At 51.7% G+C, this 14,333-nt stretch carries 9 protein-coding genes; 4 read left to right on the plus strand and 5 right to left on the minus strand.

Annotation, left to right across the window (positions count from 1 at the left end; translation table 11 throughout):
* Positions 1-67: 67 nt before the first annotated feature.
* The 3 genes from C2M29_RS07930 to C2M29_RS07940 all read left to right on the plus strand — a co-directional run bounded on the left by C2M29_RS07930 (position 68) and on the right by C2M29_RS07940 (position 3,779).
* Positions 68-2,245: a sensor domain-containing protein gene (locus C2M29_RS07930; RefSeq protein WP_158684681.1), complete on the plus strand. Its 2,178-nt coding sequence runs from the start codon at positions 68-70 to the stop codon at positions 2,243-2,245.
* A 51-nt stretch (positions 2,246-2,296) separates the two neighbouring features.
* Complete coding sequence (locus C2M29_RS07935) at positions 2,297-2,596, plus strand: hypothetical protein (protein WP_105189238.1); 300 nt, start codon at positions 2,297-2,299, stop codon at positions 2,594-2,596.
* Between the two features lie 100 nt (positions 2,597-2,696).
* Positions 2,697-3,779 (plus strand): leucine-rich repeat domain-containing protein, encoded by a 1,083-nt coding sequence (locus tag C2M29_RS07940; protein ID WP_105189239.1) that lies wholly within the window; start codon positions 2,697-2,699, stop codon positions 3,777-3,779.
* A gap of 12 nt (positions 3,780-3,791) precedes the next feature.
* Here the strand turns inward: C2M29_RS07940 and C2M29_RS07945 are convergent, their stop codons facing one another.
* On the minus strand, positions 3,792-4,490 hold the full coding sequence (locus C2M29_RS07945; RefSeq protein ID WP_158684682.1) for a Crp/Fnr family transcriptional regulator: 699 nt from the start codon (positions 4,488-4,490) through the stop codon (positions 3,792-3,794).
* Positions 4,491-4,779: 289 nt separating this feature from the next.
* Here C2M29_RS07945 and C2M29_RS07950 point away from each other — a divergent pair, with 289 nt between their 5' ends.
* Positions 4,780-6,594 (plus strand): TonB-dependent receptor, encoded by a 1,815-nt coding sequence (locus tag C2M29_RS07950; RefSeq protein WP_158684683.1) that lies wholly within the window; start codon positions 4,780-4,782, stop codon positions 6,592-6,594.
* Positions 6,595-6,616: 22 nt separating this feature from the next.
* Here C2M29_RS07950 and C2M29_RS07955 read toward each other — a convergent pair whose 3' ends face one another.
* The 4 genes from C2M29_RS07955 to C2M29_RS07970 all read right to left on the minus strand — a co-directional run bounded on the left by C2M29_RS07955 (position 6,617) and on the right by C2M29_RS07970 (position 14,077).
* Positions 6,617-7,474 (minus strand): LamG domain-containing protein, encoded by an 858-nt coding sequence (locus C2M29_RS07955; RefSeq protein ID WP_105189242.1) that lies wholly within the window; start codon positions 7,472-7,474, stop codon positions 6,617-6,619.
* A complete protein-coding gene (locus tag C2M29_RS07960) occupies positions 7,464-8,921 on the minus strand; it encodes a sensor histidine kinase (protein ID WP_105189243.1) in 1,458 nt (485 codons plus the stop codon). The genes C2M29_RS07955 and C2M29_RS07960 overlap by 11 nt, the downstream gene beginning before the upstream one ends.
* Before the next feature lie 108 nt (positions 8,922-9,029).
* Positions 9,030-9,512, minus strand: a complete 483-nt coding sequence (locus C2M29_RS07965; RefSeq protein WP_105189244.1) for a hypothetical protein — start codon at positions 9,510-9,512, stop codon at positions 9,030-9,032.
* 56 nt (positions 9,513-9,568) lie between these two features.
* Positions 9,569-14,077, minus strand: coding sequence for a carboxypeptidase regulatory-like domain-containing protein (locus C2M29_RS07970; RefSeq protein ID WP_105189245.1), 4,509 nt, complete (start codon positions 14,075-14,077; stop codon positions 9,569-9,571).
* Positions 14,078-14,333: the final 256 nt, after the last annotated feature.

Here is a 14,333-nt window from a genome sequence, read left to right on the forward strand (position 1 = left end):
CTTTGCGCAAAATATGAATGACATCTCCAAAGTGCTTTTTCTTCTGTGCACACAGCTGTTATTAACCATGAGCTTACTGATGTTTGTGATCCGCAAGGTAAACAAGCATGCGGGCGTCATAAAGCGATTGCTGAACTCCATTAATGATGTGGTGCTGATCAAGGACTATCAAGGTAACTTCAAGTTTTGCAACGACACCATGGCCAAGCTGTACAACTGCTCACCGGAGCATATGGTCGGTAAAGATGACTTTTACTTTACCCAAAATAAGGAGCAAGCCGAGTTCTTTCGCGACAATGTACAGGCCATCATGCGTCGCTTTGAAATAGAAGAAGTGTACGAATCTTCCACCGACGCAAATACCGGCGAAATCCGCCATTTTCATTCCGTAAAAGTGCCATTTCGCGACGTTCGCAACCAACTTCATATCGCGGTCATAGCCAAGGACATCACCGAAATCACTCGCTTAAAAGAAGAAGCAGACAGAAACAAAAAACGCCTTGAGCATGTGCTCGACGTGTCCGAAGAAGGACTGTGGGAATGGAATGTGCAGACCAACCAGGTGTTGCATAATCGCCAGTGGGAACTGATCACCGGCATAGAGCATAGCGATAAATCATTCCAAGAGTTCGAAAGTTGTATTGTCCCCGAAGATCGCCCCATGGTGGCCAAGGTTCTGAAAAAATTGCTGCAAAATCACCAGTCCTACAGCATCGAATTCCGTATGAAAAAGCCCAACGGCGAAGTGATCTGGATTTGGGATCGCGGCCGTGTTGCCGAATTTGACGAAAACAACCAACCGCTGTGGTTGGTAGGTCTGGCTTTGGACATCACCGAAGAGAAAAACAACCAGGACAAGATTGTTAACCTTGCCTACTTTGACCAGCTGACCGGCCTGCTAAACCGTGCTCAGTTAGAAATAGAGCTAGAAAAAACAATAAAAGAAAACCAAAAAACAAACAGTTATAGCGCGTTATTGTTTCTCGATCTGGATCGTTTTAAGTTACTCAACGACAGCTTTGGCCACCATATCGGTGATCAGTTGCTCAAGGTGGTGGCCGAGCGCCTAAAGCTTATCAATCAGGACCAAGCTCAGGGCCAGGGGGTTATCTCCCGTTTTGGTGGTGACGAATTTGTAATTGTTTTGCCGCAACTCAATACCGATCAAGGCGAAGCCTTGCTGGCCACAGAGCAATATGCCGAGCGCGTACTTAAAGAAATATCCAAGTCGACCTCGTTAGCCAGCGACGTGCAGGATATCGATATCGACTACTCGATCACCGGCAGCATTGGCGGTGTGGTGTTTACCGCCGATGATATGTGCACCATGAAACTGCTGCAGCTGGCGGATATGGCCTTGTATCGCACCAAAGCCAGCGGTGGCCAAAAAGCGATGATCTTCGATACCAATATGCAGGATGAGCTGCGCCAGATCAGTGAACTGCAAAAAGCCATGCATGACTCCATCAACAATCGTGATTTTTGCATTTATCTGCAACCCAAGTTCGATATGAATGCCATCCTGATAGGCGCCGAGGCCCTGGTTCGCTGGCAGCACCCCAGCCTGGGCTTACTCACCCCCGATGTATTTATGCATATGGCCGAAGAAAGTAACCTGATCGTGCCCATCGGCGCCATAGTGCTGGAACGGGCCTGCCAGCAACTCGAACAGTGGCAGCGTCAAGCCCATAGCAAGCATCTGCATATCGCGGTGAACCTTAGTGCCAAAGAGATATGGCGTGCCCATTTTGTCGAAGACTTTATTAAAGTGGTTGAGCAATACCAAATTGACCACAGCAAGCTGATCGTCGAAGTTACCGAGTCAGTGCTGATCCGCGATATCAATGATGCCACCGAAAAGCTCAACAAACTCAGAGAGTTTGGCGTGTCGATTGCCCTGGATGACTTTGGTACCGGCTATTCCTCACTCAGTTATTTACGTTCATTGCCCATAGATGAAATAAAAATCGACCGCACCTTTGTGCAAGACATGGTCAGCGACGAGCATGCCCACCTGGTGGTTAAATCGATTATCGATTTGGCCAATAACTTTAATCTCACCGTGGTGGCAGAAGGCGTGGAAATGCAAGAGCATTTTAATCTACTAAAAAGCTACAAGGTCGATTCTTATCAGGGCTACTATTTCAGCAAACCGGTCTCGGCAGAAGAGCTAGAGCGTTTGTTTATAATCCCGGATGCGAATACCGGGGCCGAGCCAGGAAAAAGCTTACTCTCTTCAACCTAGAGTAAACTAAAACAACGAATTAGCAGACCATGACGCAACGGAGCCCATGCCATGACCGAATTATCAGCATCTGAGCAAAACAATACGGACGACACCTGGCTGGAGGCCGAGGTTTGTTATTTTAACCTCGAAGGGGGCTTTTTTGGTCTGCTTACCAGCGATGGCAAACGCCTGTTGCCATTAAATTTACCGGCAAAATTCTCACACCATGGCGCCAGGATCAAACTGCGTGGGTACGAGCAGCGCGATATGATGACCATACAGCAATGGGGCACGCCCTTTCATCTTACCCAAATTGACTTTATCGACCCCGATAACACCGGCGCCAGGCCAAACAATCCCCTGATGTAAAATACTTTGTTAAATTCAATTGCCTACCCGGGTGCGTTATAATGCGCCCGCGTAAATGACGCAAGGAAGCACATTAACCACTAAAGTCATGGATGAGTAGATGAAGTTACGCCGCTATTTAAAACCACTGGTGTTCGTTTTAGCGCCCTTATTGGCCATTGTTTTACCTGGCCTTGTCGCCTACACCTATACCCCGTACACGCTGACCTCAGAGGATGTCATTCTAGATCGCAGCAGCGGCACCCTGGTCAAATACCAGGGCGAATACGGCCCACGCACCCCATTGTCGGATTATGTCGGCATACGCATTCCTAGTAGCTTAGATGGGGTGAGCATCACCCACATCGCACCGTCGGCGTTTGAGCGTATCAGGCTCTCCAAGGTCATTATTGGCGAGGCGGTCACCCACATCGGCAAGCGCGCCTTTTGGGACAGCAAACTCAGCGACGTTCGCCTGCCTGCAGCCCTGACACACATTGGCGAAGATGCCTTTAGATTTAATGAGTTAGTAAGTGTAGATTTACCGGACACGCTGAGCAGGATTGACGCCGGGGCGTTCGAGTACAACCTGCTGACCCAAGTTAATCTGCCCGACTCGCTGAGTCATTTGGGGGCGGATGCCTTTCGGGTCAACAAGCTCACTTCGGTCGCTCTTCCCGCGGCGGTGACACGAATTGATGAAGGCACCTTTGAGCACAATACCCTCACGGCCATCACCCTGCCAAAAACACTGGAGCATATTCACTATTCCGCGTTTCGCTATAACCGAATTGAAAAGGTAAACGGCAAGATCACACATGGCTTTATTTATGGGGAAGAGTCTAACCGCACCTTGATTGCCTATGGCGGCGAACGTAAGGCCATTACCCTGGCCGATTCGGTCACCAGCATAGCCCCTCATGTCTTTGATTGCCAACACCTAACGGCCGTCACCTTGCCAGACTCGCTGATCCATATAGGCACTAGCGCCTTTGATAGTAACGAGCTCACCGAGGTGATCCTGCCCGACTCCGTTACCTCGATTGGCAGTTATGCGTTTTGGGGGAATCCAACGGCCGAGATAACTGCTCCGGCAGCGCTGAAAAGTATGGGCACCGACGCGTTAAAAACGCGCCTGCACCCAAGTTGGGACTATATGGATGAGCTCAGAAGAAGTCTATGCATAGTTGATGAGCCAACCTAACCAATACGCCCTTTACTCATTGGCCAGGGCGTATAACTCGTCGATATCACTGATGTAGATTTTTTTACGCTTAACCTCGAGTACGCCCTCTTGCTTTAAGCGGGTGAACTCGCGGCAGACCGCCTCGGATGACACACCAAGCAAATTAGCAATATCGGCACGACTCATGGGTAATTCAAAACACAGGGTCGGCACCTTGTTCTTGCCCAGGCGCGAAGAAAGGTTCAGCAACAAGGATGCAACGGCCGACTTGATGCTTTTGGTAGGCAGTTGACGCAGATGTTGATCGGCGGAAAACTCCTGGCTGATCAGACTCAGCATGGTCAGTAATACATCGGAGTTGGCAACCGAGTCCTGTAGCAGACGAGCAAAAGGAATTTCGCACACTCGCGAGTCCTGCAGCGCCGACACCGAATAAAAGTGTTCCTGCTGCGCCAAACCGCCAACGCCAATGACATCGCCGGGAAAATATAGCCCTGTGACTACTTCCTTGCCCGAGGTAGTCAGTCGATAACTTTTGAATGCACCGGATTGCACTAGGTAAAGGGCTTTAAATTCATCCTCTTGGCGGAACAAGTGCTGCTCGGCGTCAAGGGATTTGCTGCCCTTCACCAGCTCGCTTAGGCGCACCTGAGGTGTCTTCTGAGCGGCCTTGACCTGCTTGCCTAAGCCAAGCTTAGGTGCCAACAGATTAAAAATACTTCCTTGCATAGCCAGCTCCAAATTCACACTGTTCAATGGCATGTTGTGATCAATCATGGGTGCCTCGCTACATTCAATTCGATCTTGGTGTACTCGCAAGCCACTAATTTAGCCAACTTCAAGGGGGCTCGCTATGCGTAGATGTACCTATGGGGGATCGGAAACTACCTATATTGACGTAAAAGTGAACATGGTAGCGTGCCTTATCAGTTATTTTTTTCTAGGTCGGGGCCTGTCCATGAAGTTATTACGCACCGCACTCATCCCTTTAGTTTTATCCGCTCCAGGATTTGTCATTATGGCTGCCCACGCCGAGGGCATGGAGCATATTGAGGTGCTCAGCAGCACCTCGAACTTTTATCAATCCAGTCTGAAATTAATCGAGGTCCAGCACATCGACCCGCAGCAAGCCCAGGGCTCGCCATTGCAATTGTCGGAATTGCTGGCGCAGGAACCGACCATTTCCCTCAACGGTCAGGGCGGCATGATGCAAATGTACAGCATGCGCGGCTTTTCCCGCTGGCGAGTGCAAACCCTTGTTGAGGGCATTCCCATCTATGGCGATCGTCGCGCCGGCAGCGCCGCTGAGTTTATCGACCCGGCGTTAATTAAACAGGTGCAGGTAATTCCTGGCGCCGCTTCAACCTACTATGGCTCCGGGGCCATGGGCGGCGCCGTGGATATCAAACTGAACCGCGCCGAAGGTCAACAATTGGATGCCCAATGGCAAAGCAATAACCAGGCGCAACATCTGGCCTGGCAAGGGAGCAAGGAAGGCATTTCCTGGGGACTGTCGACCCGCACTGCCGATGAAGGACAAAGCGCCGACGGCAACAGCATCTACAACGGCTATGAAAACCACAACGTGTTTTTAAGTGCCGACCTTGAGCTGCCCTACCTCACGCGTGCCTGGGTGCTCTATAGCGAAGGCAACAACCTGGGTAAGGCCAGTGCCGAGCCACTGAGCAAGAAACGCACCCTCTACCCACGCAATGATCATCTCTTAGCCAAGGCGGAGTTTGATTTTGACCAGATTTATGCCGATGTCTATGTGCACAATGCTCATCTCGATACCTATATTGAACGCCCCAACAAGCGCATCAATACCCTGAGTAATTCATCCTTGGATTATGGCGCGGCGCTCTATGGCTATCAGTATTTTGGCGATTGGCAGGGCAAATGGCGCCTGTCCTTTGATGCCAGAGCCCGGGTGCAAGCGACAGAAAATGAGCTTGATTTAGCCTCGGGTTTAACCAGCAGCAGCACCGTATTGGATGCCAGTCAGTATCAGGGCGCCCTGGTGTACGATGCGACCCGTAGCCTGGATAACATCGACCTATTGCTTGGTGCCCGCCTCGATTACAGTAAAACCAAGGCACAACAAGGGAGCCGCAACGACACCAATGTCAGTGGCTTTGCCGGTATTAGCTGGGCACTCACGCCCGAATTAGCGGCGAAGTTTATCACCAGTACGGCCTTTCGCCAGCCGGCGCTGACGGAAAGCTACTTTTTTGGTGAAACCCCCCGCGGCCGCGTGGAAGGCAATCTCGAGCTCGAGCCGGAGCAAAGCCTGGGCTTTGAAGCCAAGCTCTCCTACCAGAAATCGGATTTTAATTGGAGCGTCAGCGCCTTTTCCCAGCATATTGACGACTACATCGAACGCATCGATATCGATGCCGATACACGTCGCTATATCAATGTGGGCTCCGGGAAAATTAAAGGACTGGCATACAAGGCGGCATTTCAGGTAACCGACAACTTCTCCCTCGGCCTCGGTGGTCAGTGGCTTAACGGCGAGGATGAACAGGGGCGCCCCCTTGCCGACATTGGCGCCGGCGAACATAAACTCACTTCGACCTACCAGGGCGACCGTTGGCAATGGGATCTGGGTGCAACATTACGCAGTGCCAAGGACGAGGTGGGGCCCTCCGAGTTACCCCTGCCCAGCCATACCTTGCTTTCGACCAAGCTGACCTATCAGCTCAATGAACGAACCAAGGTACGACTGTGGCTCGACAATGCCGGTGATCGCCTCTATCGCGTCAGCGCCGATAACAGTGCACCCTACGCGCCGGGGCGAAACGTGGGCATTGCCATCAGCTACCAGTTTTAAGCGCTATTGAAGCAGTTGGGTGCTAGTTTTCTCCCAACTGCTGCGCCGCCAATTTATCTTTATTAAACAATGCGTTGACTTCTTTATCCGTTAAAATTAATTCCGACATAAAAAAGTCGTCGATAACGCCAGCAAAGGCATGCTTGCCTTGGGTGGCATGTTGCTTGGGGATCCCCCCTAAAAACACATCATTGACGATAGAGCTAACGCTAATGTTGGCGTCTTGGGCGGCATCAAGCTCACCGTTAATAAACAGCCGCGCTTGTTTACCATTATGCACCACAGCGACGTGCGTCCACTGGCCGTTTACCAGGCGAGTGTTACTTTTAACCACTGATTTTGGCTGGTATCCGGAGCTTGAGTAGATCAGTAACTCTACGCGTTTGTCTACCACTCTCAGCTTGTTACTTTGTACATCGCCATACCAGCCACCATACAAGGGATAAATTTGCTTGTCTTCCAGGGCCAGGGGCTTGAGCCACATGGCGATACTGATGCCACCATTTTCAAAGGTCACCTCACGCCAACGCGTAGTCGACAGCGGCTTACCGATTTTACAGCAGATATCCACACCCATATGGGCGTCCTGATGCACCGAGAAGTCTAGACCCTTGCCGGTTTTCCCGGCACTGCGCACGGCGCCGTGCAAGGTCCCTGGCCAAAAGCTGGCAAAGTCATCCAGTACTTGGTCGCCCTCGCCCTCAAAGGAATAATAGCTGGAGTGACCGTGTAAATTGACCTGCAATACCTTGGATAATTCGTCTTCAACCTGTGTTTGTTCAACTCGCTGCAGCTGGGAAAACGCCAAGGCGGCTATGATGATAAAAATGGCGCACAGCAGCAGGGTCACTCGCAGCGCAAAGCTCATTTTAAACGTCATAAGCCACCTCCTCGCCAACGGCAGGTAAGGTCAAAGTAAAGTCGCATCCGCCCTGAGCATTGGCCTGATACTTCAAGGTACCATTGTGCGCCTTGGCAATCGCTAGGCTGATTGACAGCCCCACGCCCATGCCTTGCTTCTTACTGGTATAAAAGGGCTCAAAAAGATGCTCGACGGCCTCGCCGCTCACCCCCACCCCTTCGTCGTGAATGCACAACTCCACCTCATTATTCTCGCTGTTAAGGCAGGTAGAAATAACCACTTGAGCGCCCGGGTGACTGGCCTCAATGGCGTTTTTAATCAAGTTAATGCTCACCTGCTGCAACTGTACCGGATCGCCCTCGACATACAAGGGCGACGGATTGAGTTCGAGCACCAAACTCACCTGGTTACTGTTGGCCGTGGTCTCCACCATGTCGCTCACCTCGCGAAGCATGGTATTTGCATCCAGCCGCTGCATATCCATGGCCCGCAATTTCACAAAGTTGCGGATCCGTTGCAGCACCTTGCCACTGCGCAGCGCCTGCTCGGAAATTTTCTTTAGGGTCGTCGCTAACCATTGCTGCAGCTCGGCCTGCTGCTCGGGACGGGCGTTGTCGATACGGCGGGTGGCACTTTGGGCATAACTGGCAATGGCGGTTAGAGGCTGATTGATTTCATGGGTGATGGTGCTGACCATCTCGCCCATGCTGTTAAGCCTATCGAGGTGGGCGATTTGGTCGCGACTGGCCAAAAGTTTTTGCTCCGCTTCCAGGCGCTTTTTCAGCTCATCGCCAAGGCGTAATTGCATGCCATTAAGGGCTGTGACCACGGTTTGCAGCTCATCCGGAGAGCTTCGCTCCTTTTCCGTCCTGTCCAGCACCAAGGGTGGTATAGGCTTATCAAAGGTCAGGTTTTGTGCAAAGTCACTTATTTTACCGAGATGACGGGTTACCAGGTATTGAAACAGATAGAGGATAAAACCGGCCACTAAGAAGGTTTTAATGCCATTACTGATAACAATAAAATACACCCGGTCCGTGAGGCGGCTATATAACTCATCCAGACCCACCACGATTTGCAAAATCCCTAGGGGCGGCTCCTGCTCCCTGCCATGCTGATACAAGACAAAACGTTCATCGATAATTTCATTGGACATCACCTCACCGGCACGCCATTTCACCCTGTCGGTGGTAACAATACTGATACGCTCGATCCCAGGCAGCTTAACCAGTCCATCAAGTTGCAGCTGGAGCAACTGTATATTGCGGTCTTGCACATTGAGGGCAATGCTTTCAAGCTGGCTGTCTTTGATTTGATGGATCTCGGCATTGATATCGCTTACACCCTTGGTGTATTCCAAGTACAGTTGCAATGCCGACGATATTAGAGTGATCGCCGAGCTAAACAGGATGATATAGAGGATCAGCCGCCTGACCGTTCTATGCTGGGAAGAAAAGGTACGCATGGTATGGGTCCTCAACTGACTACCCCCCTTAGCCTTCGCCAAGGCGGTGTATTACTCTCTTTACCATACCTTAAATGGCGCAAACAGCCACTATAAACACAGCGACAATTAATTGTTTCCTTTATCCTTTTGGTCCTTTTTCTGCTTGCTGATGGCGTTTTCTACCGGCAGGCGGCCAATGGGCATCACCTTAACGGGCTTGGCGTTCGCGCACTCTTGCTGACGCTCCTCGGCGCTGATATCACGTAGCGATTTTGATTCGCCCTTGGCCGCATTCGTAGCTACTTTAGCCTTGGCAGGCTGTGTTTGGTTCGGCTTTTGTTGCTCAGTCATAGGCGTTTTCTGTTCATTGAGTTTGCGCTCCACGGGCAATTGATGCAAAGGGATCACCCTGGTTTCGCCCTCACACTCCGGTTTAGAAGCCGCTTGTTCAGGCTGTGCTTCCTTTTCAGGTTTGACATTGGTTGTCACCTTAGGAGGCTTGCTTTGGTTGGTGTCAACTTCGCCGTTATGGGCAAAAACGGGTGCGCTTACATTGAGGATCATGAACGCAGTCAGGCCAATTAATAGTCCGGGCTTAAAGGTTTTCATAATAACTGTCTCCTAAAGCAAATAAGGCGCCGAAACTCGGCGCCTTAGGGTTAGTTTTACGCTTTTCTGCGAACCAGAGTTAACGCTGCTAGCATGAACAGTAGGTGGAACAGTGAACCACTGCTGCCCTTCTGCTTGTCGTTATCGGTTATTTTGACCGTGGTAACCACCTCGGCGTTCAATAACGTCTCATCGTCGGCACTGAGCAGGATATTAAACGACTCCATGGTTTCGACCTCGGCGTCATCCACCAGCTTAACGGTGAAGGACTTCGCCTCCCCATCTTGGTCATCCCAGTACAGCATGCCTGACGCAGGTTGATAATCCGCCAGCGCTTTAGCTGTGCCATCAAGACTTTGATAGTTCAGTGCCACGGCGCCATCGCTGCCGCCGGTACGTTGTACCGTCACCACGACTTGATTGTCACCTTCATTAACTTCATAGGCGCTCACCGCAAAGCCAAACTCGCCCAACACGGGTTCGTTGACATTCAGGGTTACGGCAATTTCGTGGGCCGCGTATGCGGTATCGTCTTGCAGTAACAAGGTGGTCTGGTAGACACCCGGAGCCAAGGCGGCCGCGTCGGCACCCAAGGTCAGGGCCTGTTGCTCGCCGACATTTAACACTCCACCATCTTCGGAGTAGGTGAACCAGCTTGCTTGCGGCTGTGCACACACCTGTTGCTGCCCCGAGGCAAGGCTAAAGGTGCGCGACATTACCAGGTCCATGGCATGCAAGGTGCCATCACAATCGAGGTCTAGACCCGCTTGCGAAAAGCTATTCATGCCGTCTACACGCGTTGCCCCAACCAGGCTTAGTTCGTTGTGCAAGTCAACAACATACAGATCTAAGATCTGATCGGCCTTGTCACTGCCTACCCCATTCTCGCCATTGGCGCTGACATACAGATGACCAACATTCGGGTTGTAGGCCAAACCAAAGGCAGGTAGACCAAGATCGTATTCGGCGCTGACGCTGCCATCGAAGTTCACGCGATACAATTTCTGTGCATTGTAGCTACTGACCAGTAACTGATCGGCATGCGGATCATAGGCCAAGCCGCCAACCCCGTTACCGTCCAGGTCTGGACACACGCGCTTGCCCGTCAACTGCATGGCGTTAAGGTCAAGCTCATGGATACAGTTTGCATCACTGAAAATGGCCTGCCAAGCGGTGTTGGTGCGGGTGTTGAACGCAAGATCCGCAACCAGATCATCGCCTGCCGCTAGCGGATTCAGGTCGATTACATCGCCGGTTTTCTGGCCCTGTTCGTCTAAACGATAGAGCTTGTTATCACCGCCGAAGGCTTTGGCACTGTTAACCCAAACGCTGTTGGTCACCTTATCAACCACCATGCCATATGGGCGGGCAATGTTCAAAGCCTGTGCTTCCTGGTTATCGCCCAGGCTTGCCTCACTCGGGTTATCACCACTGGGTGGTGCGACTTCAGCAACCTTGTAGTTAAGCCCATAACTGCCTTCGTTGGCCAAGGTGATATCGCTGGCAACTTTGCGTCCGGCAACCACATCCAGTTCGAGCTTCTGCGCCGAGCTGGTTAGCAGACCGGCATTAAGGGCAACATTAAGCTCGCTGACCTGATCGTTAGCAATGCTTACGCTTTGCTCGGCCTGCGCATAGCCGCTAAGAGCGATGCTCATGCTCTGCTCACCGGCGGCATTAAACTGACGATAGAAGCCATCCTGAGCGGTTAATGTAACCTTACCCTGCTGGTTTTGTACCTGAGCTTGCGCTAACGGGGCCTGGGTGTTGGCATCGGTGATCATCCCTGCCAGCAAGCCACCCTCAGCAAAGCCACAGCCTAAACCGAACTCAACATTATCGATTTGCACATACCAGTCATAGGCATTATCAACACTCAGGGTGTAATAACGCCATCTTAGTCTGAAACTCTCAGCGCCATCTAGGTAAGTGCCCAAGTCAACAACGACCTTGCCGATGCTGTCTGTGATCAGATTATGAATGTTCAGCCATTGACCACCGTCAACGCTGATATCAAAATCGAACACCGACTGGGCATACGCCTTAAAGGCCTGCTCATAACTCACGGTTTCAAAGCCTTGCAACGAAGCAACAGAGATAACAGGAGTGATCAACTCGGTATCGTAAAGGTTACGACCGCCGCGGTCGCTGTCCGCCGCCGCCGACATACCGCTGCCAGCGGTTAAGTTAGGACGACTCCATTGCTCACTGGTTTTCCACACCACGCCAGTACCGGCATTATCGACAACGGTCCAATCCGTAGGTGGGAAGTTCACATCTTCAAATTCGACCACAGAGGAGGTGCTGCTATCGGCCTTATTGTAACCGGGAGCAACACACACATCCTTGTTCACCTGCAAGGCAATGTTACCTAGCTCGGTATCGCCATTGGCCTGAGTCGCCACATTTTGAGGATTATAACTGACGGACGAGGCCATCAGGTTTACCGGCCATCCGGCGTAACCATCCAGGGTAAATTCACCACTGATGGGGTCGGTGTTGATCACCGTATAAGGCACCAACTCGCCGCTTAGCTGCAAGCTTGCTGGTAATCCCCAACCGTGACCTGAACCATCAACCACCTTACCGCTAATGGTTGCCTTAGGTAGGGAAACCAAAGACGCGTCCTTAGTTAACTCACCTTCGCTGGCCACCTGCACCGAACCCAAGTCGGTCATCGGGTGACCATAGGCACGTGCCTTAAATTCATAGCTGCCCAGAGGTAAAGACAGTGTATAGACGCCTTGTGCATCGGCTATGGTGCTGTAGTCGCCAAAACGTACTTCGGCACCGGCCAGCGCAGCATTTGTTTCGCTGTCACGTACAACCCCAGTGACCACACCTTGCGGCTCGGCCTGACATTGATCGAGCTGGAATTTCGCGATGCGTGTTCCCCAAAGGGTTTCGAAGTCGGTGTCAGCACCGTACTCACTGGAAAACCAGAAGGTGCAGTCATCACTTGGGTCGATGGTCATTTGCGCACGCTCGCCCCAGCTGCCGTCGAACGAGTTCACCTGAGGTGCTAAACCTTCGGTGACGCTGCCTTCGCCATAGCCAAGTTGGCCAAGAGGATCACTGGCTAAACGGCCACTGTAACGCATCGCCGGCAACATATCGGCACTGGAAACGCTATAGCCCAAAGCGATGTTGCCCACCGCATCCATGGCCATAGTGCCTAGCCAACGGCTGGCGGCATCGGGCGCATAGGTGCCTTGCTGATGAATCGTGGCTTCACTACCTGGGTTACGCACTTCATACCAGCGCACACCAAAATGCTTATCACCGGTTGCCACCGTGTGGTTTACCACCAGGCTGTCATGATCGCCAAAGTTGCGGTAAGCCAAGCGGTACATCAGCGCTTGCTGATGAGCGTCTAGGGCGTTATAGCTGTCGCCACCCCAGGAGTCCTGAGCAACACAGGTTTTACCACAGCTTTGATCGATATCGAAAGGCTCGGTGGCCAAGGTCGCTAACAAGGCAAAGTTACTTTGCTCCGGGTTTTGCCAATCGGCCTCTAAGCCCCACAGCTGCAATGCGTCCGCGGCAACGCCATGAACCTGATCATCGAGCATTTGCATAAAGTAGTTAGGCGAGCCTGCCTGTGGTGCGCGCATGCCATCCATATCCGCCGGTAAGGCGTTGTGCATATCGGCTTGGTCGAAATACAAGGTTTGTGCCGCTAGACCATGGAGCATTTTTTCACGCTCAAAGGCCACAACCGCCATCCCTTGCTTAGACTTGTCGACAGGAGAATATTGTGGCGCGGCCATATAATAGCCATCGCCCCAGACACCGAATTGCGCCTTGTCATACCATTTCGAGTCGGTGGCAATAAAATCGTAAAGATGCCACTCGCCGGTGGGATCGCCACTTTTCGACACCGCCACACATTGGTGCATCTTGGCGCCGTCAAACGCAGTTTGGCTTAGTAACCAGCGATCCGCTAAAACGTCATACAGGACCGCGCCATCGCGGTCTTGTTGCGCTGTCCAGCCGACAATAGCCGGTGGCTTGGCATCCGGATCGGCACACACGCCACCAAGCTCCTGCCAAAGCTGTGTAGTTGGCGTACGCCCTTGAACTAATTGGCCGTTCTTATCCCATACCGCATAGGACATGTTGACCACTTGCACTACGTGGTTGCCGCCCACATCTAAACTGGTGTCCGGTACGGCGGCATCGCCCCAATCGGCGCCCTGGCCATCCAGGTTAAGACTGGGTTCTGAGATGGCTCGCTCACCCAGCGTCGTTTGTACCAGGGGATCGGTAAATCCATCTAAAGCCATTGAAACCAGGCTTTGTTGTTGTGCGTTATACAATTCGAGCTGATCCTCGAACTGGCCTGTTACTGACTTTGAAAGCGGCGCCTTACCCGCGGTGGCCAAGGTTGGGCTCACCGGTTTTAACGCCATGGCTGCATTGCTAGTACTCTGGCTTGTTACATTCTTGACTGACTCACCAACCACTGGAGCCTGCGGCATCTCGGCAAAGGCATGATTACTGCCTATTAGCCCGAGCAAGCCAATAAGCACGCAGCTTTGCAATTTTGACTTGTTGAAGTTCATCAAAAGTCTCCTGTTATTTACTTTTATGACTCACGTATTCGCACTGCCGGTAACCAAACTCGAAATTATGCGATCTAGATACGTGTAAATAGCCGTTACATTTGTGCCTTTTGTATACTCATGCCAAAGTACGAAACTATCGTCGGGCTGTAACTGACAATTATCAGTTAACAGGATGTTATTTTTGTTTACCGGCTGTTTTTAACTTAGGGGTATGAATTTGCGGGGGAAAATTCCGGGACAAATCAGCAATTGA

This window comes from Pseudoalteromonas sp. T1lg48, assembly GCF_002964785.1.
Classification (GTDB): domain Bacteria; phylum Pseudomonadota; class Gammaproteobacteria; order Enterobacterales; family Alteromonadaceae; genus Pseudoalteromonas.

Coding starts and splice junctions, on each gene's coding strand:
- C2M29_RS07930 (WP_158684681.1), top strand. CDS start 68: ATGAGCTTACTGATGTTTGTGATCCGCAAGGTAAACAAGCATGCGGGC.
- C2M29_RS07935 (WP_105189238.1), top strand. CDS start 2,297: ATGACCGAATTATCAGCATCTGAGCAAAACAATACGGACGACACCTGG.
- C2M29_RS07940 (WP_105189239.1), top strand. CDS start 2,697: ATGAAGTTACGCCGCTATTTAAAACCACTGGTGTTCGTTTTAGCGCCC.
- C2M29_RS07945 (WP_158684682.1), bottom strand. CDS start 4,490: ATGCAAGGAAGTATTTTTAATCTGTTGGCACCTAAGCTTGGCTTAGGC.
- C2M29_RS07950 (WP_158684683.1), top strand. CDS start 4,780: ATGGCTGCCCACGCCGAGGGCATGGAGCATATTGAGGTGCTCAGCAGC.
- C2M29_RS07955 (WP_105189242.1), bottom strand. CDS start 7,474: ATGACGTTTAAAATGAGCTTTGCGCTGCGAGTGACCCTGCTGCTGTGC.
- C2M29_RS07960 (WP_105189243.1), bottom strand. CDS start 8,921: ATGCGTACCTTTTCTTCCCAGCATAGAACGGTCAGGCGGCTGATCCTC.
- C2M29_RS07965 (WP_105189244.1), bottom strand. CDS start 9,512: ATGAAAACCTTTAAGCCCGGACTATTAATTGGCCTGACTGCGTTCATG.
- C2M29_RS07970 (WP_105189245.1), bottom strand. CDS start 14,077: ATGAACTTCAACAAGTCAAAATTGCAAAGCTGCGTGCTTATTGGCTTG.